Origin of the sequence: Cernens ardua, from assembly GCF_051251085.1 — a bacterium.
In the GTDB taxonomy this organism is placed as follows: Bacteria; Pseudomonadota; Gammaproteobacteria; order Pseudomonadales; family Halomonadaceae; genus Cernens; species Cernens ardua.
Genome location: NZ_JBPCZH010000006.1, coordinates 79,003 through 100,610 on the forward strand (window position 1 = coordinate 79,003; position 21,608 = coordinate 100,610).

A 21,608-nucleotide genomic window follows, 5' to 3' on the forward strand; every position below is an offset into this window, starting at 1 on the left:
TCACGGCGAGAGTAATTTTCAAGCCTTTGTAGAGTGCTATTTTAAGGAATTACTCACCCTATGCAACGTACCCAGGACGGCCCCGGGGGTTGCAGACTTCTAACATATTCCCTTGCAAAAGAGTGATAATAGACGGCATTTTATAGTGCGAGGTTTCAAAAAAAGCAGTTATTACTATCGGCGCGCCACTACAGGAATCTCTTAGTCTGTTACAATCGGAATGTCCATTCATGACTCACCCTGATAGATCACACTCTTTTTGACGTTTGCAGCACAGCCTCGACCGCATCAATGTTATGGACTTCGCTGCTACAGCGCCTGCTGACTAGTCAAACATGGGCTCTTTCATCTGGTGGGCGGGTATATAACGCCTCAGGAGCACGTAGCTCCTTTGTACACTTTCTGATTTACAATACTGGATCCCTTGGGGCCAATATTCATGGAGATTAGTTTGAACGTGCCACTGAGCTACCCCTTCGAAAAGAAGCTGATGCTTTTTTCCGGTAGAGCCAACCCTGCCCTCGCTGAAGCCATCGCCGATCAGCTTTCTACCCAATTATCCGATGTTTGCCTGAAAACGTTCACCAGCGGTGAAATCTATTGCCGCTATGACGAATCTATCCGCGGTGCGGACGTATTTATCATTCAACCCATGTGTGCAAATGCAGACACCGGGGTGAATCCAAATGATGCCTTTGTTGAACTCCTGCTAATGATCGATGCCGCTGTGGGCGCCAGTGCGCGGAGCATTACTGCCGTAACACCATGGTTTGGCTATTGCCGTCAGGACAAGAAATCCGATGCACGAGAACCTATCTCTGCACGTATGGTGGCACGTACGCTGGAAACGGTCGGCGTGAATCGTGTATTGACGATGGATCTTCATGCAGGTCAGCTTCAGGGATTCTTTGGTGTCCCCGTTGATCACATGACATCATTGATGATGCTGGCCGACTATTTTTCACAGGTAGAAGACAACATCGTCGTCGTCGCCCCCGATGCAGGGCGCGTAAAACTAAACAAGCAGTTTGCTACGCGCATCAAGGCAGGGCTCGCCATTCTGGACAAGGAACGCCCACGCCAGCAAGAGGCCGAAATCACGCAGATAATCGGCGATGTCCGCGGTAAAACAGCCATTATCATCGATGATATTATTGATACCGCAGGTACATTATGTGCAGCGGGTGATGCGGTCATGGCCGCAGGCGCCAATAAAGTATTGGCCGGTGCCTCTCACCCCGTTCTAAGTGGCAATGCCATTCAGCGGCTGGAAGCCTCACCTTTTGAGCGTATTGTTGTCACTGACAGTATTCCCCTTCCCGAAAATGCACCCAGTAAAATCGAAGTGCTCTCCTGCGCATCATTACTTGCCAATACAATTGGCAAGATATTTACAAATCATTCAGTGAGTGCCGTTTTTGGTGGGAAGAATCACTTGTTTTAGGCCATCACACAACAAATATTGCTTATAAATCACGTGGGGAAAATGTGATCAGTGAATAAATGAAAACACTCCATCCATAGTCCATCTTGAGAGAGGGGTTCGGGGGGAGTGTTTTTTGTTTCAAATAATAAAGGATCAATACGATGGTGCGCGCATTAATATTGATAGACTTGCAAAAAGAAATGGAGCGACGCATAACCGAAGGAGTAGATTATGTGGGCAACGATATTGCGACACATACCACGGCATTGATCAGTTCATGGAGAGAAAAAGGCTGGCCCATCCTGCATGTACAACACCATTCACATGACAAAAATTCACCATTTCACCCGGATAAAACAACAGCCGAGCTAGTCGACTGGGCAATACCTGCCTCTGGTGAGCCTGTTTTTATCAAGCATACATCATCGCCTTTTGAGTCGACCGCTATCGATGAATGGCTACAACAGCACCATATCGATGGTGTCACGCTTGCGGGTGCAGTATTAGGCTTCTGTATCAGCTCCACCACGCGTTCAGCGCATGACAAAGGCTATCAGGTCCAATTGGTCAAAGATGCTGTACTTACCTTTGGATTGGTAGATCATTCGTTAACTGCACGACAAATATTCGACGTTGAAACCGTCCTGCTCAGTGACTTTGCTGAATGGGTCAATACAAAAGAACTCATACAATAAAAGGCGTGGTATTCTCGATTCCAATAATTTTATAAGAAAGCTGTATTGGAACATAAGAATCCAACGTTATAGCGTAAAAACTCAGTCTTTTTACCACGAGTATTTTACGTTATGGTTTTTCCGCACCGGAAGATGCATCTCAACCTCTTTTTCTACCCCGGCGGCCATCATGAGGCCGCCTGGCGTTTCAAGGGCACTCCACCTGAAAGCATCAACGATATACGTTTCTACCAGCAATTGACCCAACGCGCGGAACAAGCCAAGTTCGATGCCATTTTCCTGGCGGATAGTCCGTCCCTCCCTCATGATGTCCGCTATACCAGTCGCCCCCGCATTGAACCACTCACGTGGTTGTCGGCGATCTCCTCGGTCACATCGCAGATAGGTCTGATCGGTACCGCCTCTACGACCTACTACGAACCTTTCAATCTGGCGCGCCTGTTTGCTTCGCTGGATCACTTGAGTGCCGGGCGTGCAGGCTGGAACATTGTGACCACCAGCGCACCAGCGGCGGCAGCCAACTTTGGTCTCGACGCACACCCTGCCCATGAAGAACGTTACAAGCGAGCGGAAGAATTTATCGAGGTCGTCAGTCGCCTTTGGGATTCATGGGAAGAAGATGCCATTGTGGCAGATAAGGCAGCGGGTATTTTTGCCAATACGGATAAAATCCACCCCATTGATCACTATGGCCACTATTTTGATGTGAAAGGCCCTCTCTCAACGTCGCGGACCCCACAAGGTCGGCCTGTTTATGTACAGGCCGGTTCTTCCCCCGAGGGGCGCGACTTTGCCGCACGCCATGCGGAGGCAATTTTCACAGCACACCAAACGTTGGAGAGCGCACAGGCATTTTACAAGGATATAAAAAGTCGCGCCCAGCAGGCTGGCCGACCATCAGGTATCCCTCTCGTCTTGCCCGGTGTCAGTCCTTTTATTGCAGATACGGAGGTGGCGGCGCAGCACTTGGAAGAAGAGTTCAACGAGCTCATTCAACCGGAATATTCACTGGGTATTTTGAAAGCTCAATTGGGAGTTGAATTTGGCCTTGAAGACCTCGATCGCCCTGTCGATATTACCGCCATCAATGAGGCCAGCCCCCTGGCAAAAGCCAGCCGCTTTCAGCTGATTACAGACATCGTACGCCGTGAACAACCAACGCTTAGGCAACTAACACACCGATTGGCGGGAGCGCGCGGTCACATTGTGGTTACTGGCACACCGGAACAGGTCGCCGATCATCTTGAGCAGTGGTTTGGACAAGGCGCCGCGGATGGTTTCAATGTCATGCCTCCCTGGTTCCCCGGCGGTTTCGACCGGTTTGCCGAGGAAGTGGTGCCGCTTTTACAACAGCGAGGGCTCTTTCGGACAGACTATAAGGGAAGTACGTTGCGGGAGCATTACGGTTTAGCAGATCAATAGTTAACCTATATAAAGCTGTGATGGTTTGTGTCCAAACTCATTCCTTACTCGCTTACTTAGACAACATTAACTACATTGGCCCTTGAAAACCAAGATCAGCACCGACAAATCAAAAGTCACCAAGAAACCGGAATGCCACTGAATATGATTAGTCACCTGGATCATCTCGTTTTGACAACAGCCAATGAACAAGCGTGTATACATTTCTACGTTAACCTGCTGGGTATGAAGCTTGAGGAATTCGGACCGAAACGAAAGGCCTTTCGTTTCGGGGGCCAGAAAATCAACATGCATGTCAAGGGACATGAATTTGAGCCTAAAGCTCATACCCCAGTACCAGGCGCACTCGATCTCTGCTTCATTGCTGCTATTCCATTGGATGATGTCATCGACTCTTTGAAAAGGAAAGGCGCGCAGATTATTGAAGGCCCCATAGATCGAACAGGCGCAACAGGACCTATTCGATCCATTTACTTACGTGACCCCGACCTTAACCTAGTCGAGATTTCCGAGCTTAAGGCTTAATACCTAACAACTACCGCGTTTTTGATAACGTATTGGTCACAAATATCAAACTTCTTGATAGTGGCAAGTTTTCTAGGTCATATGCTAATTGATAGGTCACTAAAAACACACCTACTACGCTTTTTTTCTAAGAATCGTGGGAAGTCGCGCTAAAATATTGCGGAGGTATATAGCCTTTGAACTCAGGATTGGCCTCTATTTTTTGCTTGAAGAATGGGGAGTGGTAAGCGTCAACGATCGCTTTCACGAACGGTTTATGCAGACTGGGCTGATTTACTGCCACAACATTGATAAACGCAGGGTCACGCTGCTCCAGTGCCAACGCGCTGCTCAGCTTGAGTCCTGCCGAAATCACGAAGTTACCTTGAATGGCCGCATAATCCACATCCGGTAATGCTCGTGGCCCCTGGCTGGCATCCAATTGCACGAATTTCAGGTGATAGGGGTTAGCGGTGACATCACGAGGTGAAATCGAATCCGGCTTCGCTTGCTTATTGTAATCAATCCATCCAATACGATGCAGAATACGCAGTGCGCGCAACAAATTGACGGCTGTATCGGGCACGGCAATCTGCGCATTTTGGGGTGGCGTCAATACCCCTTTTTTGGGTGAGCCATCAGCATTTTGTGGCCCCGGATGTTTTTGTGAGAAAAGCCCCATGGGCGGCGTTGGCACTTCAACAATAGCCTTCAAATGGGTGCCATTCTGTGCATTGGTCGAGGCCAAATACGTCGGATGCTGCATAATATTGGCATCAATCTCCCCGTGCGCCAGGGCATCATTACAGGCTATTCCATCAGCAAACTCCTGGTACCGAATAGTGTAGCCTTCCTTCTTGAGCTGTGGCGCAATACCCTCCTCAAATTCCTGACGATAGGGGCCGGGAACAAACCCCATGCGAATAAGGTGAGTGTTGTTGGAACTTGTATCGTTTGAGTGCCCCTCGTGATCGCCGGAATGACATCCTGCCAACACAAAGGCAACAGTACATACCGTTGCTATGGTTCGCCACAAGGCTGGCCGCAACAAACCTTTTTTAGCGGAAGACAATCCATCAAGATTGCTACTCTTTATTGTTGTCATTCGAATAAATACTCTCAATTAAATGAGTGAATTGACGGTTCGGGTGAGCCGCCAGCACCCTTCAGCTTCCTTTACCCACACGATAGGAAGTGGGCGGGGGTGTACCGTTCACGGCAAAGTCACCCACCTGACGCTCACGATAAATACGAGGATTATGTGAAGTGATTGTGCGTGCGTTGCGCCAATAGCGATCCAGCCCCTTATTGCGCAAGGTGGCAGATGCACCCAACGCATCAAAGAGAATGGTCGCCGCATTAAGCACCAACTCCGTCACCACCGAGACTGTTGAATCCACTTCAACATGTGCACGTGTCTGTTCCTGCAGAAATACCTCTTCAGGAGCGCGATTAACTACTGCTTCGTAACTGCTTTGAATCGCACGTGCCGCTTGTAATACAGTGGCGCGTGAAGCATAGGCAGCAGCATATAACTTCCCGATAACCTGAAGAATCTGAGGGTCTTCACTGACTTTGGCAGCGTTGCCATTGGTATAGATACGGTCACGTTTGGCCACTTTTTCAGCTACATCTACTGCTTGAGCGCGGGCGATTCCTGCCAAGGAGGCCAAGTGCACAAGCTGAAAAAACGCAACGGAATACGGAAAACGCCCTTGGCCGGGTTTGATCCATTCAGGCGCCACAGCCACATTAACAAACCGGGTGGTACCGCTAGCCGTCAAGGCTTGCCCAAATCCATCCCAGTCATCAATAACGGTGACGCCTTCCGCTTCACGAGGCACCAGAACAGAGCTAGTCTCCTCTCCGTCTTGCACACCCACTGTAATCCAATCCGCAAAAAGCGAACCTGTGGTATAAAACTTTTCACCATTCAATACCGCGCCAGAATCGGTGCGATCTATATGGGTAATGAAGGTGCCGACTTTTGCCTTGTTCGGCCCCTCGGAAAATCCGGCACCAATAGAGTCTCCCTTCGCCAGTTTATCCAGCCAATAGTCACGCCATTCGCTGTGTGGTGCAGAAAGCACATCCTCCACAAAACCAAAATGTGAGCGCACAGCATTAACCACGTTGGTATCGGCCGCGCCCAGTTCGATCAACAGCGCAAAAAATTCTGGCAGGGTAGCGTCTGAACCGTTGTACTCTTCCGGTAAACGGACACGTAAAAAGCCCGATTCTCGCAGCCACTGAATTTCCTCATGGGGCAATCGGTGGTCGTAATCCCGCTCTACCGCTTTTTCACGAATACGATCAAAAACCGGACGCCATTGATCAGCCAAAGCCTCGTAGCGATCACTTGGGTCAGCACCCCACACATAATGAGAAGCCTCTTGATAGGAAGACTGTGAAGAAAGTTTTTCCGCAATACTCATATTCAATCCTGAATCTGAAACATGTGAAAGGTGACGGAATTGAACGTATCCATCCAGCTCCGCCCTAGAATGATTAGCGAATGCCTCTGCAGGTGGAATACCTCAGTATGCATCCGAGGTCCGCGCTGGAGGAATGGGTAACCCAAGGTTGTCTCGCAACGTTGTTCCCTCGTACTCCGTTCGAAACAGTCCTCTTTTTTGAAGAATAGGCACGACCTCATCAACGAAGTCCTCCAGCCCATTTGGTGTCAGACTGGGCATCAGGTTGAAGCCATCTGCTGCCCCCGCCTTGAACCATTGTTCGATATCATCCGCAAGTTGCTCGGGCGTCCCCACGACTTCACGGTGACCTCCCCCGCCCCCGAACGTTTCCAGATACTCGCGCAGAGTGAAACCGGTTTCCTTGAAACGGGCACGAATGGCATTGAAAAACGTGTGGCCGCCTCGCCCACCGTTGGGTAAGGGAAGATCCGAGGGAAGAGGTTTGTCCAGGTCCAGAATGGAAGGATCGATACCCAGCCTTCCCGCCAGGCGGTTGAGGTTATGTTCGAGAGGAATCATGGCGACCAGCTCCCGATGGCGGCGAAAGGCCTCCTCTTCTGTACCGCCCAGAAAATACCCCAGCCCCGGTATGATTTTTATGGCGTTTTTACCACGGCCTGCTTTATAAGCACCTTCCCGCAACTCATTGGCATAGGCTGTCGCCTCGGGCAAAGAGATAGAGGCTGAAAAGACGGCCTCCGCATATCTGGCAGCCAACCGACGTCCGTCGCTGGACCCTCCTGCCTGTAGAATGACAGGGTGCCCCTGCGGTGAGCGGGGTTGGTTGAGCACTCCATCCACCTTGAAGAATTCACCTTCGTGATGAACAGGATGCAGTTTTTGGGTGTCGACAAACTCACCGGTTAGCTGATCTGCCACCAGTGCATCGTCTTCCCAACTATTCCATAGCCCTTTTACAATGCGGGTAAATTCCTCGGCACGGCGGTAACGTGTCGCATGATCCGGCGTTTCACCCAGCCCGAATTTCTCCGCTGATGAGCTGTCTGCCGTTGTGACGACGTTCCATCCCGTACGTCCCTGACTTATCAAATCCAGCGTGGCAAAACGGCGAGCGATGTTATAAGGCTCGTTATATGTGGTGGATGCTGTGGCGATAAGCCCAAGGTGAGACGTTTCCCGTGCCAATGCTGCCAGCACAATCGTAGGCTCCAGAGCGGTAACGGGGCCGGTACCTAACGAAGACGTTGCAACGGAATCAGCCAAAAACAGCGCATCCAGTTTCCCACGTTCTGCAATGCGGGCATTGGCTAGATAATGGTCGAGACCCACTGTCCCTCTTGGGTCAAGCTCCGGCGCACGCCATGCTGCCTGGGCAAACCCTTGTAGAAAAACGTTGACGTTAAGATGTAATTGGCGGGCATAGTCACACGTCATAGCGCCTCACTTAACCTGAAAAAACGAGTCCTCAACAGTCATCTCCATCAATAATCATGGCAACCGTTACAGCCATTAAAACTGTTGGGAGGATAGGTCCATACTAGAGAACGACACTTTGACTTTGGAAATACCCAGTTAATGTTTGAATATAATCGGCAGGATTATTATTAACATCCAAATCATTATAAAAATGATGCACAGGAGGTGGGGTCAGTGTGTTGGGGCTGGAAACTGCAAGGGCTGAAATATAGTAGATGATGCAGCGTATGACTAAAAAGCATAACCCAACAAACACAATCAAATAAAAAATAGCCAGCCCGTATAACAAGGGCTAGCTATTTTATATATTCACGGAAAGAATATTTATATCGGATGAGACATTATTTACTCTTTCGAAAAAGCAGCCTCTCTGGCAACGATGGGTGTTTTAATCAGGGAAGGCCCATCACCGAGCAATACAATCGCCAGCAATCCAACGATCCAGAATGCAGGGTACTCCCAACCTCCATTGGCATTGGTGAAGAAGAAACCTGCAGGGCCATGCACTGTGAAGATAGCACCCAACAAGTCTGGAATCATGATCAATGCCGCCAGGCGAGGCCAGATGCCGATGATGAGGGCCAACGCGCCGACAATTTCCCAAATGATTGTAATATAGGCAAGCCATCCGGGAAGCCCCAATGACTGGAAGAACTGAACAGTGCCCGCCGGGGTGAAAACAAAGATTTTCAGCCCTGCATGTGCCAAAAAGAGAATACCGGTTGCCCAGCGCAGGATGAGAATCCCCAGGGATGCAGTACGTAAGTCAATCATGATTTTATCCTCTAAATTAATTATACGCGTAGTTTTAGCGTGTTTATCACTTACTCTCGAGTACGGCTGTCCTTCCCCACAGAACAGCTTTTTTTCTTGCGTTCCCAGTAGAGGGGGCACTACATCCCCCTTAGGGCGCCATATCACTCATTAGCGAGTAATAGGCGAGCATTTATCCACTGAGTAATATCCCGTTGCATTTCACTATTAAATTCGTGATCACAGGGATAGGGGCGAAGTTCATGCGATACACCACATTCACCAAGTAACCGATCAGAACGCTCTGCCAACGAGTAGGGTAATTTACTGTCATATAACCCATGCGTTACCAAAGCATTCAATGGATACTGTTGAATGTTCTGGGGAATCAGTGGCTCGATTTCAGGTAGAATCCGCCCTGAAAAAATACCGATCCCCTGAACACTCTCCGGATGTGTCAAACCAACACTGGCACTAATAATCCCTCCCTGGCTAAAACCAGCGATGATGGTCTTGTCAGGTGATATTCCCTGTTTTTCCTGAATCGCGGCTACGAACTCAATGATTCTTTTCCGACTGGCATCAGCCTGTTGCGGATTGATAACAGGCCCTTGTGCCGTGAAACGAACCTGAAAAAAACCATAGGCATTGGGTCCCAATTCAATGGGAGCACGAACCAATACCACATGAAGGTGTTCAGACTGCTCCAGAGCAAAAGGTAATAGGCTTCGCTCATTGGCACCCACACCATGAAGCAGAATCAACAAACCCTGAGGCTCGCCGGAGGCAGCTGGGCGCTCTATATAATCCAAACCGAGGCGCTGCAACGAAAAGTTGTCCAATGAACGAGCACTCATACCTCGGTCTCACCTGATGACAAGGTCACTACGTCGTCGCCATTGAAACGATAAATATCCATGGCCAGTACTCCTGCATCTATCCCCGCATCAATGCGCTGAGCACCCAAGGTGTCATTACCCGCGGCCCCCATCGCAAAATAGAGTGGTAATAAATGTTCATCAGTGGGATGTGCACGTTCTGCAAAGGGTGCCTGTTGCCGATAATCCAGCAAGGCATCAATGTCATTGCGTTCCAATGAGTGTTCAATCCACTGAATAAATGGCAATACATAACCCGCATCACGCGATTCGTGGCCGCCAAACACATCCCTTAAATTATGGGTAATACTTCCCGAACCTATCAGCAATATGCCCTCTTCCCGCAAAGGGGCCAATGCGCGCCCCATTCGATAATGATGCTCCGGACTCTGATGAGGCTGAATGGAGAGCGGGATAACGGGAATATCCGCTTTCGGATAAAGCATCGTGAGCGGTTCCCAGACACCGTGATCGAACCCTTGGTCAGGATTGACATGTGCCTCTAGCCCGGCCTCATTGAGTAATGAGGTAATGTGTCGGGCAAGCTCAGGAGCTCCCGGTGCGGGGTACTGCATTTCATAGAGCGCCTGAGGGAAGCCTCCGAAATCATGGATGGTCGCCGGATGTGACGCACCACCAACGACGGGAGAGGTTGTCTCGAAATGTGCCGAAGCCACCACAATCGCGCGGGGAGGCGCTATGGAAGCGGCTAAAGCCTTGAGCCGTTCTCCGACGATACCCGGATTCAAGGCCGTCATGGGGGAACCATGAGAAATAAATAAAGAAGGAAGATTAGCCATCGTATGCTCCTGCTTTCAGGTACTTCGTTGACCTGTTTCTACCCAGAGTGTTGAGCAGATGAGGGTCAGGAAGATATGAGTCAGATCAATGAGTCAATCCTGTACGCAATAAACCAGCGACAGTGCACATTGGGTAAGGAGTATCTGTTTCCTACAACTCCTTTATCGTTGTGCCTATCATATCGCTGGATTTCTCCCAGATAATCCCCCGTGAGCCCATATCAGTTTTTCCATATTGGAAAAAATAAAGGTTGATTCCTTCAGAAAGCGTCATCACAAAGAGTGATGAGTCATCATGAGCCCCCCCTGAAAATCGATCATGGCAAACAGCCATTCAAGCAAACAATGACAAGCCCCCACCGTGCAATAATGGGACGTAAACGAAGCTAACCACAAAAGGCAATCGTGGTGGAAAGGCTGGATAAAAATAAAAGAGGTGGAGTCGAAAAAGCCTGTACGCAGGGAAATGGATGGGAAATTCGCACACTTAAGGGCATACGAGAAGTTATGAGGAAAAAGCAATGCCGTCATTTCACACGAACGTAACAGTGCCCTTCAAGTATTCTCAAATATTACGTCAGGAATGTTCCCACGCCGGTGATTCAGGAAAGAAATCGACCAGAAAATCTATCAAATGACGTATACGTGAAGGTAAAAAACGATTGGAGGGATACATGATATATATCCCATGCGTGGAAATTTCGTACGCCTGTAATAGCCTCACGACGCTGCCCTCTGCCAGCGCATCACTCGCTACGAATGCGGGGACATGTGTAATGCCAATACCTGCTTTGGCGGCACTCAAACAGGCATCCGCATTGGATAACCGCATTTTGCCTTTGACGTGGACACTAAACTCCGTATCTCCGTTGATAAAGCGCCATGTATTGGGTTCGCTAAAATTGGTATCGACAATACAGACATGCTGTTTCAAATCATTGGGCTCTTCAGGAATTGAATGACGGTTGAGATATTCAGGAGAGGCTACCGTCACGATTCGAGCAGGACATAACCGTCGAGCAATCAGGTTACTATCGGAAGGCATACCGATACGAATAGCTGCATCGAAGCCTTCCTCGACAAGGTTGACCAGGCGATCAGAAAAGTCCACTTCAAGCTGAATGTCAGGATAGGCCAAGGCAAACGCCTCCAGGGCAGGTGTTAATTGCCCAATCCCAAACGATAAGGGTGCTGTCATTCGCAAGCGACCCGATGTACTGCCGGTTGACTGTTGGATAGTGCTATCAAGCTCATCAAGTTGCTGAAGAATCGCCTGAATACGCTGGTAATAAAGCTGACCTACGTCGGTGGGCGATAATGCACGGGTCGAGCGAGTCAACAATCTGACACCCAACTGCTGTTCCAGACTCGTTACCAATTTGGATGCCTTGGCTACACTAACGCCCTGTTGTTGGGCTGCACGTGAGAAGCTGCCGCTTTCCATAACCGCAACAAACATTCGATCACATTCGATTCTTTCCATCGATTACCCTTGCACCTGAGGCGTTACAGCCACCCTTTCAGCATAAACACATTACTGGTCAGCCCACTAGCATACATCGGCGTTATCAAAAGCAATTATCTGCCTTGATGCAAGAACCTTTATATCATGGATAGATATCGGCGTACCTGAAGGCCTTACCCGGTAACATTCAAGCACTGGGAAAAGTAACTCCAACAGTAAATACAATATAGCGATCACCCATGAAAAAAGCCTGCCGAAGAGATCAGCAGGCCTTTCTATTGCTTACCTGTACCAATGATGTAAAGGCATCATGATTCTTCACATCATCCCGGAGTAGCTCTTAGAACGTGTAGGTTGCAAATAGCTCAACCAACTGGGACGTACTGCGGTGCCCTCCTGAATAGGCCTGCTGAGCCCCTTTGCCCGGAGAAGCAATGCCATACACACCTGACAGGGAGAGGTGCTGAGTGATGCTCCAGTCCGTATATAAATCAAGTTCAGAAGCAAAATTGCCTTTACGTGCACCCGCTGCAGACGGGCTCTTGTAGTCGAAGTTGTAGGCAATAACACCTGCATCCAATGACTGGGTCGGCTGCATGGAGAATTTCAACATGTTCACCTTCATATTGGTATTGAAGAACATGTACTCACCGGCAATCTCACCGAAGTACCACGTTCCCCAACCGCCGGCGAAGGAGTAGAAGAGCGGATCATAGTTCTTGCCATACTGGGCATAACGATAGGAAACCGCAGGGCTCCAGGGTGCATCGAAGGTATAGGTCGCTTGCCCGAACCAACCAGTACTGCTCACATGATGAGCTGTTTTGCCATTGTGTTCATAGACATACTGCCCCGCCAAAGAGAGCCCTGGCAATGTATCAAAGGGGCGCCCTTTTGCACGCAGGTTATAGACATTCATACCATTACGATCGCCCACGTTACTGTTGTAAACGTGCATGTAGGCCGCACCAAACTGCGCACGCTGCCCCATCGTGTAATCGAGGTTCACCCCATTGGCGGAAGTATTTTCATCCGGCACACGCTGAGTATGGCGGAAATGAGGTTCATACTGATGATCTTTTAAGTGGAAAAGATCTACATGCCAGTTGCCTGTATTCAATGTGGCAACGGCAGTGGACTGGAAGGCGACGCTGGGCCCAATGTAGAAAGCGCCGTATTTTCCTTCATCGGTAAAGCCATCACCGACAAGGAAACCATCGCCAAAGCGAAACGCCTGACGTCCGAAAGAGAAGGACAAGGCATTATGGCCCAGCGATTCATTCAGAAGATCGCCGCTTCGCCATCCTAAATAAGCGCGATCCAAACGGGCATGCTCAGGATGATCGGGAGTATCTCCGTCCGGATCACCATCCGAATTACCTCGGGTCATACTGTAGGAGCCCGCCAAACCGCCAAAGAGCTCACCTCCGTTGGGGATATCCCACTCCGCGCTCAGGGAAGGAACAACAGAGGTCTCCCACCATGCAGGGCTTTTGTGTCTATTGTAGGCACGGCTACCGAAATTGACATCATGCGTACCGGCGCCAAAGCCATAAAGTGACAATCCACCATTGATATGAAGACCAAGGGATTGATCGCTGAAAAGAGGAATATCGGTATCAGGCAACCAGATACCATCAGGTGTGCTATTTATCTGTGTAATGTCCGCTTTTGCAGCGAACGATAAGAAGAGGCCTGTAGAGCCAACTACAGCCAGTATCGGCAAGGCGAGAGAACGGCGACCGAAAGAAGTACCCATGAAAATCCCTTAATGTCTTTTTTATCCAGCTACTGCTAATGTATGGCTTGTAACTGTTATCGATGATGGTTCACTACAGATTGTCTTTTTTATAATGATGGACTAACGATAGCAGACGTTATTATTTCATAAGAATAAAATATATACATTATCGATTTATTTTCCACTTCTGATGCGTGTTGGAAATCCAACATCCTTTCCGGCTTTTCGCTGCATTCCCAACAACACTCACCACCAACGAGACATATATCCCGCGTAATCGTGGGTCTGAGGGAGTGGCACATGCTTTGCTAGCTTTATATATACCCAACAAGGCAAACAGACCGGGCACGTAAATATATCCAGTTAACAGAATTTCAAATGTGGACTGAAGCTTTGACTTTTTCGATTGTCCGTGCCGTTATTCATGGTCTTGAACGATAGCCTGAATGTAATCGCAGGATAGATACTATAGATAGGAACCACTATGCCTTCTGACAACAAGCCTCTAGATTTCCTCTGGTTTATTCCCGGATCAGGAGACGGCTTTTACCTGGGAAGCGATATACGCCAACGCCCACCGGAACCCGGATATTTCAAGGAATTGGCTCAGGCAGTAGATCGTCTGGGATATTCTGGCGTACTGATTCCCACCGGTGCTTCATGTGAAGAGTCATTCATATTGGCCGCCAATCTGGCCGCCAGCACTAGCCGACTCAAGTTCCTTGTGGCCATTCGCCCGGGGGTGGCGTCTCCAGCCTATTATGCACGCCTAAGTTCAACGCTGGATCGTGTTTCACAGGGGCGGCTACTGCTCAATATTGTGGTGGGCGGAAACTCACGTGAGCTGGCAGGAGATGGTGTCTTTTTGCCTCACGATGAACGCTACGACTTTGCCAAGGAATTTTTTGATGTATTCAATCCTCTGATTGAAACAGGAGAAGCAAATCTGGATGGTAAATACGTCAAGGCACAGAACGCCAGACTAACGTTACCACCCGTTCAGGAACCACGTCCGCCGATCTATTTCGGGGGGTCATCCGATGCTGCGATCGAGTTTTCTTCAGGTTTTGTTGATAAATATCTGACGTGGGGAGAACCGCCGGCACAAGTGAAAGAAAAAATTGATCGTGTGAAAAGCGCTGCGGAGAAAAAAGGCCATACCGTTACCTTCGGCATTCGACTCCACTTCATTGTACGTGAAACCGATGAAGAAGCATGGGCAGCAGCAGATAAACTGATTGAGCACCTTTCCGATGAAACAATTGCCAATGCACAGAAAGCATTACGCGACCAATCGGATTCTGTTGGCCAGCAGCGAATGTTCGATCTTCACAATGGACGCCGAGACGCGCTTGAGGTTTCTCCCAACCTCTGGGCAGGGATCGGGCTGGTACGCTCAGGTGCGGGAACGGCATTGGTCGGCTCTCCGGAGACAGTAGCTGAACGGCTTCGTGAATATCAAGCGTTGGGCATCGATACAGTCATCGGGTCAGGTTACCCCCATCTCGAAGAAGCCTATACGGTAGCCGAATTACTCTTCCCCGAACTGGGGATTGAATCGCCGTTGGACAGAATACGTTCGTCCTTCGGAGAAGCCAGCGTCTTTGGTGGTGGGGGGCACGCGGGAAACGTTCGAAACCAGTAATATTTGAACGCAAAGCACTAATCACACCATCGGTGGATATTATTCACCGATGGTTGTCCAGCGTTCCATCATGAGTGGTAGATGCAATTCAATCCAGTCAGTCAGTGATTTGACATGCTGAGCTGCCTCTTTCCCCAAAGGGGTCAGACTGTATTCCACTTTAGGGGGAACCACCTGATGCTCCACACGCCTTACCAACCCATCGCCTTCCAGATGTTTGAGCGTTTGGCCCAACATGCGCTCACTGATCCCTTCTATACTTCGACGTAGCTCACTGAAACGATAGGTACCAGAGGCCAGCTTCAGCATAATCAAGACACCCCACTGGCTGGTAAGATGCTTCAGGATACGCCGGCTTGGGCATGCGGAAGCCAGCACATTGCCAACAGCATCATTTTCCACCAGCGTGCCATTTCCTGTCGTTGTGCTCGCTTCTGTTATAGCCTGTGTATGGAGAGCTTCGCTCATGGTGTATACCTCATCATGAATTATCAACTTAACGTAAGCTGCCAGACATTATAGCACGAACATTTTTGTAGGTACTTACAATTAGTAAGTTTTGTGAATAGAATGAATTCACCATACATGAAGGAGCTGAACAATGATTGCAGTCACAGGTGCCAACGGCCAGCTCGGCCGCCTTGTTGTAGAATATCTACTGAATAAAACAACCAAAGAGAACCTCCTTGCGCTCGTTCGCTCACCTGAAAAGGCAGCGGATCTAGGGATTAGTACACGCAGCTTCGACTATGATCTTCCCGAAGAGCTACCCATTGCATTGGCGAATGTTGATGTACTGGTACTGATTTCATCCTCTGAGGTAGGCAAGCGTACGCAACAGCATCGCAATGTGATCGAAGCCGCCAAAAAAGCCCAGGTAAAACGTATTGTCTATACCAGCCTGCTTCATGCCGATACCTCTGTAATGCCTATACTGCCGGATGAGCACAAGGCAACCGAGACTCTGATCAAAGAGTCAGGTATCGACTACACCATTCTGCGTAATGGGTGGTATACCGAAAACTACACTGATAGTGCCCCATCAGCGGTTCAGCATGGCGCATTGCTCGGTAGTGCTGGCGACGGCAGGATTTCCTCAGCGACACGTTCCGATTATGCGGAAGCGGCTGCAGTGATCGCCACGACCGCCCATCCTGACAAAAAGATCTATGAATTGGCCGGTGACCATGCCTATACACTCAGTGATCTGGCCGAAAAAATTTCGCAGGCGTCAGGCAAGGATGTTCCTTACGTTAATCTTCCTGAAAACGAATACGCAGAAAAACTGGTAGAGGCCGGACTGCCCAAAGACCTGGCGGGTGCAATTGCTCAATTTGATATCGGTGCATCCAAGGGTGCACTCTACTCTGACGACAAGTCGCTCTCCAAACTCATTGGTCGCCCAACGACACCACTGTCGGAAAGCGTGCAAGCTGCTCTTGATAATCAATAGGACTTGAGAACCGACAGGCCTGGATGAGTAGGGCCTGGTGATAGCTGCTGGACAGAGGTTCAGATAAAATCTGAAAAATATCCTCTGCGTGGCCTACTCTGTTCCAGTCTGCATTCAGAATGCAAAAAAGGGGCGATGTCGTTTGGCATCGCCCCCTTTCATTTCAAGATGCGTATTTTTTCTACGCAGCTTCAGCTTTACAAGCCAGCAAATGTTTGATCAGTTCTTGCCTTTATCAACCATTTTGTTTGCTTCAATCCATGGCATCATCGCGCGCAGTTTACTACCCACTTTTTCGATCTGATGCTCGGCATTGATACGACGTTTGGCCTTAAGCGTCGGGAAGCCGGACTGGTTGTCCAGAATGAAGTTTTTCGCAAACTCACCATCCTGAATGTCTTTCAGAACACCACGCATGGTTTCCTTGGTTTCGTCGGTGATGATTTTCGGCCCGGTCAGATAATCACCGAATTCAGCGGTATTGGAGATAGAGTAGCGCATGTCGGCCATACCGCCTTCATACATCAGGTCAACAATCAGCTTGAGCTCATGCAGACACTCAAAGTATGCCATTTCAGGTGCGTAACCTGCTTCTACCAGGGTTTCGAAACCAGCCTGAACCAGTGCCGTCACACCACCGCAGAGAACAGCCTGTTCGCCGAAGAGGTCAGTTTCTGTCTCTTCCTGGAAGCTGGTTTTGATGATCCCTGAACGCCCTGCACCGATGGCGCTCGCGTAAGACAAGGCGATATCCTGAGCCTGACCGGATTTATCTTGGGCAATAGCGATCAGGCTCGGTGTACCCCCACCCTGTGTATACGTCTGGCGTACCGTGTGCCCGGGGGCTTTCGGTGCGATCATGATAACGTCCAGATCTTCACGTGGCTCGATCTGTTGGAAATGGATGTTGAAGCCGTGTGCGAAGGCCAGTGCTGCACCTTCTTTCAGGTTCGGCTCTACATCACGATAATAAATCTGTTTCTGTAGTTCATCAGGCGCCAGAATCATGACTACATCGGCGTCTTTCACAGCTTCAGTCACTTCCGCTACTTTCAGGCCCGCCTGCTCGGCTTTCTTCCATGAAGGAGAGCTTTTACGCAGTGCAACAGTGACGTCTACACCTGATTCCTTCAGATTGTTGGCATGCGCATGGCCCTGTGATCCGTAGCCCAGGATGGTTACTTTTTTACCCTGGATGAGAGAAAGATCACTGTCCTTATCGTAATAAACCTGCATTATCTTCACCTTTTCTTCGTCAATGCCTATGCATGTAAGCGTATTTTGCCAATAGTATGTGACTAGTCAGCGCAGCCGATTGGATTTAACCTCGGGGCATATACCGGCGTTATGTTGCACGCCGGCGTTGCTGATCAATTTTTCAAATGCGTTGCTGTTTCAGGGGGTGAGTGTACGTTCACCACGAGAAATCCCTGACACTCCGGTACGAGCTACTTCCAGAACTTCCAGAGGCTTCACCGCCTGAAGGAAACCATCAAGCTTTTCGGCATCGCCGGTAATCTGAACGGTATAAATGCTGGATGTTACATCGACAATCTGGGCGCGGAAGATGTCCACCGTGCGTTTGATTTCCTCACGATCATCACCTACCGCCCTGAGCTTTACCAGCATCAGTTCACGCTCAACGCGCCCCCCTTCCTGCAGATCAACCAGTTTGACGACATCGATCAGCTTGTTGAGATGCTTGGTGATCTGTTCAACCACTCGTTCATCCCCTGTAGTCGTGACTGTCAACCGGGATAGGGACTGGTCTTCAGTAGGCGCAACGTTAAGTGTTTCAATATTGAAATTGCGTTGAGAAAACAGTCCGACAACACGTGACAGTGCACCGGGTTCATTCTCGAGCAAAATTGAGATGATATGGCGCATCAGGTTCTCTCCGTCTTGGACAACAGCATGTCATTCATCGCCCCTTGTGGAATCTGCATGGGATATACATGTTCGTAAGGGTCTACTTTTACGTTCAGGAATACCAACTCATCACGGTTGCGGAAGGTTTCTTCCAGCGCAGCGTCCAGCTCGTCCGGATGAGTCACGGTGATCGCCTTGAATCCGTACGCCTCGAAGAGGGTGTGAAAATCTGGCAGCGACTCCATGTAGGACTGTGCGTGGCGAGCCTTGTAGTTGAGGTCTTGCCACTGCCGTACCATACCCAGCGAGTCGTTATTCAGGTTAATGATCTTGATACCGATATCAAACTGACGACAGGTGGATAGTTCCTGCATCATCATCTGAAAGCTGCCCTCACCGGTGAACAGGACCACCTCGTCTTCCGGATGATTCAGTTTGACCCCCATGGCCGCAGGCAACCCGAAGCCCATGGTGCCCAACCCGCCAGAGGTAATCAGACGATTGGGTTTATCAAACTTGTAATACTGCGCAGCAAACATCTGGTGCTGGCCCACATCCGTGGCGACATAAGCATCACCATGAGTGGCTTTCCACACGGCTTCAACAACCTGCTGTGGTTTCAGCAATGCATCGTGACCTTTGGCAGGCTCATACAAGCGACCCTTGCGACTGTCACGCCATTCATCGATGCGCGCCCACCAGGGTGCCAGCGCTTGCTTGTGCTGTTCAGTGTCGATATCACGCTCGTTCAACAATCCCAGCATTTCAGTCAATACATTCGAGGCTGCACCCACGATCGGGATATCGGCCGAAATGGTTTTGGAAATGGAACTGGGATCGATATCAATGTGAACGATCTTCGCATTCGGGCAGAACTTGGCAACGTTATTGGTGACACGATCATCAAAACGCGCCCCTACACAAAAGATCAGATCCGAATTATGCATGGCTTCATTGGCTTCATAACTACCATGCATACCGGGCCAACCAAGGCTCTGGCGGTCTGTTTGTGGATAGGCACCAATGCCCATGAGAGACGTCACTACAGGGATATCCAAACGCTGGGCCAACTCCGTGAGAGGCTCACTGGCATGCCCACCGATAACGCCACCACCCGCAAAGATAACAGGGCGACGTGCTTCCAACAGTGCATCGAGTGCCTTACGGGTTTGCCCTGCATGCCCTTTGGTTGCCGGTGAGTAGGAGCGCATCTTCACTTTCTTTGGATACACATACTCATATCGGTCATTCGGAGCAGTCATGTCCTTGGGAATATCGACGACAACGGGCCCCGGGCGACCGGAAGACGCGATATAGAAAGCCTTTTTCAGGACAGTCGGTATTTCACTTGGATGTTTGATAGTGAACGAGTGCTTCACGATGGGACGCGTCACACCGACGATATCTGTCTCCTGGAAGGCATCCTCACCAATCAGGTGGCTGGCGACCTGACCGCATAGAACCACCATGGGGATTGAATCCATGTAGGCAGTTGCAATACCGGTGACCGCATTGGTCGCCCCGGGGCCGGAAGTTACCAGCACGACACCCGGCTTACCGGTTGAACGTGCATAGCCGTCAGCCATATGTGTAGCAGCCTGTTCATGTCGTACAAGGATGTGTTTTACGTCATCCTGACGAAACAGTGCATCATAAATATGCAGGGCTGCTCCACCGGGATAACCATAAATGTATTCGACGCCTTCATCCTTGAGAAAGCGTGGGATCATTTCTGCGCCTGAAAGCATTTCCACTGAGAATTCCTCTTAGGTCTCGATAACGAAGCCCCTGCAGTACGCAAAGGTGTCCGAGGGCGAAAAGTCGCCTGTTCACTGTCCATGACAGAAAACACCTGATGCAATGAGACACGACGGCATGATGCTCATGGCGCCAATACCTCATGAAGACCTTGGCGAAGCAGTAGTGACTTCATGGCATGTGATTCACGCCAGGGGGTGAAGTCACCCTGTATCGCCCACGACCGGGTACGGCCCTGTTCATCCCATGCATGCTATACATTCCAGTGAATGACAGGCATTGCATGGATGCTGTGGCTCCTGTCAAAGTGGATATCACTTCCCGGGAGCAGGTCGATAGACGGGATAAAGGGGGTAGTATCTTGCGTAGGAGAAGCGTGGGTGAGCATGCCCTACAACGTTTTCCGTCATCAGGATGCTAGTAAGAGTCGTTCATTTCAGATTAAAAGTCAACATATGTCACAAAAAAGTTTATATGTGAATTTTAATGACTCAATTAGCCTTAATGTGAAGCATATTGCACCAACAAATAAAAACAAGGCGCCAGATATCACCATCGTAATAAACTTACAGGCCTGACCGGCAACTTTCCCATGACACCTTGTTTTCATAAAAAATAACGTGGTAGCTGAGTATGAGGTGAAGTCACTTTATGCTGAAACAATAGGCTTTCGCAGCTCATTCAGGGACTGACGCATAATCTGCCATCCACCGCTTACCCCCAAAACAGCCATCACGATAGCCACAATAACATCTGGCCAACCCGTACTCGTTCCAAACACACCGAGCGCCGCCAAAACGACAGCTATATTGCCAATGGCATCGTTTCTTGAGCAGATCCATACCGAGCGACGGTTGGCATCCCCATGCCGGTGTCGCCAAAGAAGAAAAGCACATACAAGATTAATCAATAATGCAATGACACCTATAACCCCCATGGTAACCGCTTTCGGCAGGGTATGTTCATAAATCATCCAAACGGTATCAGCAAGAATCCAAAGGCCTAGCAAAAACAGGGTAATCCCTTTGAAAAAAGCAGCTCGGGCACGCCATTGCAGCGCCATTCCTGCTACTCCAAGACTGATAACATAGTTGATGCTATCCCCCAGAAAATCCAGCGCATCCGCCTTGAGGGAGGCCGAACGGGAGGACACACCGGCCCCAATTTCAATCACAAACATAAGGGCATTCAGTATCAGTGCTATCCAGATTACCCGTACCCAGCGTTTGTCTTTCTTTGGAGGGGTATCCGTAGCGCAATGGTGACAACATCCGCCTGCCATGGT

19 protein-coding genes are annotated in these 21,608 nt (G+C 49.6%); 6 read left to right on the forward strand and 13 right to left on the reverse strand.

Features of this window, described 5'->3' with window-relative positions; translation table 11 throughout:
• Positions 1 to 457 precede the first annotated feature (457 nt).
• The 4 genes from LMG33818_RS10860 to LMG33818_RS10875 all read left to right on the forward strand — a co-directional run bounded on the left by LMG33818_RS10860 (position 458) and on the right by LMG33818_RS10875 (position 4,068).
• Entirely contained in the window at positions 458 to 1,444 is a 987-nt protein-coding gene (locus tag LMG33818_RS10860; protein WP_442323550.1) for a ribose-phosphate diphosphokinase, read from the forward strand.
• 143 nt (positions 1,445 to 1,587) lie between these two features.
• Entirely contained in the window at positions 1,588 to 2,121 is a 534-nt protein-coding gene (locus LMG33818_RS10865) for an isochorismatase family protein (protein ID WP_442323413.1), read from the forward strand.
• 111 nt (positions 2,122 to 2,232) lie between these two features.
• A complete protein-coding gene (locus LMG33818_RS10870; RefSeq protein ID WP_442323414.1) occupies positions 2,233 to 3,543 on the forward strand; it encodes an LLM class flavin-dependent oxidoreductase in 1,311 nt (436 codons plus the stop codon).
• Between the two features lie 132 nt (positions 3,544 to 3,675).
• Positions 3,676 to 4,068, forward strand: coding sequence for a VOC family protein (locus tag LMG33818_RS10875; RefSeq protein ID WP_442323415.1), 393 nt, complete (start codon positions 3,676 to 3,678; stop codon positions 4,066 to 4,068).
• A 127-nt stretch (positions 4,069 to 4,195) separates the two neighbouring features.
• Here LMG33818_RS10875 and LMG33818_RS10880 read toward each other — a convergent pair whose 3' ends face one another.
• The 8 genes from LMG33818_RS10880 to LMG33818_RS10915 all read right to left on the reverse strand — a co-directional run bounded on the left by LMG33818_RS10880 (position 4,196) and on the right by LMG33818_RS10915 (position 13,616).
• A complete protein-coding gene (locus LMG33818_RS10880) occupies positions 4,196 to 5,152 on the reverse strand; it encodes a MetQ/NlpA family ABC transporter substrate-binding protein (protein ID WP_442323416.1) in 957 nt (318 codons plus the stop codon).
• A 61-nt stretch (positions 5,153 to 5,213) separates the two neighbouring features.
• Positions 5,214 to 6,482 carry an acyl-CoA dehydrogenase family protein gene (locus LMG33818_RS10885; protein WP_442323417.1) on the reverse strand — a complete coding sequence of 423 codons (1,269 nt, stop codon included), beginning with the start codon at positions 6,480 to 6,482 and terminating at the stop codon, positions 5,214 to 5,216.
• Between the two features lie 102 nt (positions 6,483 to 6,584).
• Positions 6,585 to 7,919: an LLM class flavin-dependent oxidoreductase gene (locus LMG33818_RS10890; RefSeq protein ID WP_442323418.1), complete on the reverse strand. Its 1,335-nt coding sequence runs from the start codon at positions 7,917 to 7,919 to the stop codon at positions 6,585 to 6,587.
• Between the two features lie 387 nt (positions 7,920 to 8,306).
• A complete protein-coding gene (locus LMG33818_RS10895) occupies positions 8,307 to 8,735 on the reverse strand; it encodes a DoxX family protein (protein WP_442323419.1) in 429 nt (142 codons plus the stop codon).
• A gap of 143 nt (positions 8,736 to 8,878) precedes the next feature.
• Positions 8,879 to 9,571 (reverse strand): alpha/beta hydrolase, encoded by a 693-nt coding sequence (locus LMG33818_RS10900; RefSeq protein ID WP_442323420.1) that lies wholly within the window; start codon positions 9,569 to 9,571, stop codon positions 8,879 to 8,881.
• Positions 9,568 to 10,392: a DODA-type extradiol aromatic ring-opening family dioxygenase gene (locus LMG33818_RS10905; RefSeq protein WP_442323421.1), complete on the reverse strand. Its 825-nt coding sequence runs from the start codon at positions 10,390 to 10,392 to the stop codon at positions 9,568 to 9,570. Before LMG33818_RS10905 ends, LMG33818_RS10900 begins: the two co-directional genes overlap by 4 nt.
• Positions 10,393 to 10,969: 577 nt before the next feature.
• On the reverse strand, positions 10,970 to 11,875 hold the full coding sequence (locus tag LMG33818_RS10910) for a LysR family transcriptional regulator (RefSeq protein WP_442323422.1): 906 nt from the start codon (positions 11,873 to 11,875) through the stop codon (positions 10,970 to 10,972).
• 322 nt (positions 11,876 to 12,197) lie between these two features.
• On the reverse strand, positions 12,198 to 13,616 hold the full coding sequence (locus LMG33818_RS10915; RefSeq protein ID WP_442323423.1) for an alginate export family protein: 1,419 nt from the start codon (positions 13,614 to 13,616) through the stop codon (positions 12,198 to 12,200).
• Between the two features lie 466 nt (positions 13,617 to 14,082).
• Here LMG33818_RS10915 and ssuD point away from each other — a divergent pair, with 466 nt between their 5' ends.
• Positions 14,083 to 15,243 (forward strand): FMNH2-dependent alkanesulfonate monooxygenase, encoded by a 1,161-nt coding sequence (gene ssuD / locus LMG33818_RS10920; protein ID WP_442323424.1) that lies wholly within the window; start codon positions 14,083 to 14,085, stop codon positions 15,241 to 15,243.
• A gap of 39 nt (positions 15,244 to 15,282) precedes the next feature.
• Here the strand turns inward: ssuD and LMG33818_RS10925 are convergent, their stop codons facing one another.
• Positions 15,283 to 15,711, reverse strand: a complete 429-nt coding sequence (locus tag LMG33818_RS10925) for a winged helix-turn-helix transcriptional regulator (RefSeq protein ID WP_442323425.1) — start codon at positions 15,709 to 15,711, stop codon at positions 15,283 to 15,285.
• A 133-nt stretch (positions 15,712 to 15,844) separates the two neighbouring features.
• Between LMG33818_RS10925 and LMG33818_RS10930 the strand changes: the two genes are divergently transcribed.
• The gene (locus LMG33818_RS10930) at positions 15,845 to 16,696 is read left to right on the forward strand and encodes an SDR family oxidoreductase (RefSeq protein WP_442323426.1); all 852 of its coding nucleotides are present in this window, start codon (positions 15,845 to 15,847) and stop codon (positions 16,694 to 16,696) included.
• A 219-nt stretch (positions 16,697 to 16,915) separates the two neighbouring features.
• Here the strand turns inward: LMG33818_RS10930 and ilvC are convergent, their stop codons facing one another.
• From ilvC to LMG33818_RS10950, 4 genes are all read right to left on the reverse strand, one after another.
• Positions 16,916 to 17,932, reverse strand: coding sequence for a ketol-acid reductoisomerase (ilvC, locus tag LMG33818_RS10935; RefSeq protein WP_442323427.1), 1,017 nt, complete (start codon positions 17,930 to 17,932; stop codon positions 16,916 to 16,918).
• Between the two features lie 159 nt (positions 17,933 to 18,091).
• Positions 18,092 to 18,583, reverse strand: coding sequence for an acetolactate synthase small subunit (gene ilvN / locus LMG33818_RS10940; RefSeq protein WP_442323428.1), 492 nt, complete (start codon positions 18,581 to 18,583; stop codon positions 18,092 to 18,094).
• Positions 18,583 to 20,319, reverse strand: a complete 1,737-nt coding sequence (locus LMG33818_RS10945; protein WP_442323429.1) for an acetolactate synthase 3 large subunit — start codon at positions 20,317 to 20,319, stop codon at positions 18,583 to 18,585. The genes ilvN and LMG33818_RS10945 overlap by 1 nt, the downstream gene beginning before the upstream one ends.
• Before the next feature lie 653 nt (positions 20,320 to 20,972).
• On the reverse strand, positions 20,973 to 21,605 hold the full coding sequence (locus tag LMG33818_RS10950) for a cation efflux transmembrane domain-containing protein (RefSeq protein ID WP_442323430.1): 633 nt from the start codon (positions 21,603 to 21,605) through the stop codon (positions 20,973 to 20,975).
• Positions 21,606 to 21,608: the final 3 nt, after the last annotated feature.